General features: G+C 43.3%; 4 protein-coding genes. 1 reads left to right on the top strand and 3 read right to left on the bottom strand.

Annotated features, from left to right (window positions below; all coding sequences use genetic code 11):
* Positions 1 to 297 precede the first annotated feature (297 nt).
* On the top strand, positions 298 to 768 hold the full coding sequence (locus RMO84_RS15335) for a hypothetical protein (protein ID WP_310489311.1): 471 nt from the start codon (positions 298 to 300) through the stop codon (positions 766 to 768).
* A 155-nt stretch (positions 769 to 923) separates the two neighbouring features.
* Here RMO84_RS15335 and RMO84_RS15340 read toward each other — a convergent pair whose 3' ends face one another.
* The 3 genes from RMO84_RS15340 to RMO84_RS15350 all read right to left on the bottom strand — a co-directional run.
* A complete protein-coding gene (locus RMO84_RS15340) occupies positions 924 to 1,280 on the bottom strand; it encodes a type II toxin-antitoxin system PemK/MazF family toxin (RefSeq protein ID WP_396135870.1) in 357 nt (118 codons plus the stop codon).
* Positions 1,280 to 1,513 (bottom strand): hypothetical protein, encoded by a 234-nt coding sequence (locus RMO84_RS15345; RefSeq protein ID WP_310489313.1) that lies wholly within the window; start codon positions 1,511 to 1,513, stop codon positions 1,280 to 1,282. The genes RMO84_RS15340 and RMO84_RS15345 overlap by 1 nt, the downstream gene beginning before the upstream one ends.
* 202 nt (positions 1,514 to 1,715) lie before the next feature.
* A partial coding sequence (locus RMO84_RS15350; protein ID WP_310489314.1) for an alpha/beta hydrolase occupies positions 1,716 to 2,280 on the bottom strand: 565 nt, incomplete at its 5' end.

Below are 2,280 nucleotides of genomic sequence, written 5' to 3' on the forward strand. Positions count from 1 at the left end.
AGAATGAGTATTTTAGCCAAGAGATTCGCCAGCTTATCTATGGTAAAGGACGTGATGCATATCGAATTATTTTCACTATTCTAGAGACAGACGCGGTATCTAATGTTCGGATTCTTCACATTAGACACTCTTCACAACCAGCAATTGGGGAAGAACCAGAAGAAGAAAATACAAACTAACAATGCAATGCAATCTAATCCAAGATCGCCTGATATCGATCTGGAACCTCATTCACGACTCTACCGTCTTTTCATGTATCCTAATTCCTGCTTCATCTAAATTATCCATCAACAGATCGTGAAAAAAATTCAGGTCATCTCGATCGGTTTAGCTCTAGCTCTCTGGCCGAGTATACTATTGGCACAGCCAGAACCTCAAGAAATAACACTCGTAAGTAGTCCTGCTGCTGCCAGAAAATTAGTCGGCAGACATAAGCTAAACCTGCAATGGATTGGGTCGGAAAATTGGTCTGAATTTGGCAATGTTAAAGTAATCGATCGACAAGGCATTATGTCGATTAGAGGCCAACAAACCAAAGGCGATGACTATCTCCAGATCGATGGCAGGATTCTAAATATCGAAGATAAACAATTTACCTTCCAAGGTAAGATCGTCACGCGAGTCAGCCATATCAACAAAGGCGAAACCTGCAAACGCGATGGCGAAATGGTCTTTAAAATCACTGAAAATCGGAAATATTGGCGATTGCAACAAATTCTAAATCCTTGCGATCCGGTTACTGACTACGTTGATATATTTATGCGCTAAATAGTGCTAATGAAGAGCAAGTATCATCTCATGTTTACCCTTGCTAAATATCTCGATCGAGGTGCGGTAGTTGTTTGGAATTAATCGATCGTCATGATTAATTGCCAACTTAGTTCGATCGTGAAAGGGTAAAAGTATTGCTGTCATTTCCATTTTTATGACTCGTATCCCAATGTGAGCAAAACCACTTCTTCCAATTGGGCAATTATTTCGGGACTCAGTTGCCCCAATAGACGAATCAACCGATTTTTATCCAGTACTCTAATCTGAAAACACAGAGCAACAGAATCTTGGGTAAGTCCACCATTACCTTGTTCGATCGATAAACAGATCGGCAGAGCAGCGCGACGTTGATTGGTCGTCAGGGGGATAGCAATGGTAGTAGTCGAGAACTGTGAAACAATATCATTTTGGAAAATGATGACGGGGCGAACGCCTGCTTGTTCGGAGCCTTGGGTTGGATTGAGATCGGCTAACCAGATCTCACCTCGGTTGAGCGAATTCGTCACGATTAGTCTTCCTGATGAAGCATCGCTGCATAGTCACCCATACCTGCCTCTGCAAGATCGCGATCTTCTTCCGCAAACTCTGCAAACAACGCAGCCAGTTGGTTTGGATCGGGAATAACTCGATGATGACGCTGACTGCGAAACTTCAAGAAGGCCACAAAATCAGCCACTTGTTGGAGTTGGTTGGGAGTAAGTCCATCTAGATCGTGTTTGAGGGCTTCCGTGCTTACAGACATAAGTCAGAAAAAACATGCAGTGTCTTTTCTATTCTATGAGATCGCCAACGTCATTTGCTCGCCCAAGTCCTCAAAGATGCTATCTAATCGATCGAGGTGCGACAGTTATTTGAAGTTAATCGATCGTCCTTACCAATCGCCTACATCGTTCGCTCTTTTAACTATTAAATGATGCGATCGAATTAACCTAAACTAGCTGGAACTATCGATCGTGTGTCTTGATGAGTTGCCGAAAAGATAACAGTACTCGATCGTAGCGATCGCCTGCTATGTCAGCAAGATCGTTATGTCCGGCATCTGCAACCCATAGCGACATTTTTGGATTTGGTGCGGCTTCATAGAGCGATCGTCCGTGGTGGATGGGAATTGTGTTGTCGGCTTGTCCGTGCATCACCAACACAGGACAATGAATCCGCTTGATTTTATCGAGATTGGTAAATTTATCAAAAGGTAGTATGGGAAAAGGGACGACTACTCGAAAAGCTGATGTAAAAGCACTCTCCAAAATTAAACCGGCAACAGGATATCGAGTTGCGAGTTCGGTTGCCGAGCCACTGCCAACAGATTGCCCATAGACGATCGTGCGATCGGCAGGAATTTTAAGTTGCTTGGTTAGGTATGTATAGACAACATCAGCATCTTGATAAGCATTACTTTCACTAGGCACACCATTACTCGTCCCATAACCGCGATAATCATAGGCTAAAACACTAAATCCTTGCTGATGCAATCGATCTAAGATCGGGCGAATATTGCCCAGATCTTCG

Source organism: Chamaesiphon sp. VAR_69_metabat_338, from assembly GCF_031423935.1.
Taxonomy (GTDB): domain Bacteria; phylum Cyanobacteriota; class Cyanobacteriia; order Cyanobacteriales; family Chamaesiphonaceae; genus Chamaesiphon.

What these genes read in the sequence shown, in the direction of transcription:
- RMO84_RS15345 (WP_310489313.1), bottom strand. Translation starts at nt 1,513, where the DNA reads ATGTCTGTAAGCACGGAAGCCCTCAAACACGATCTAGATGGACTTACT.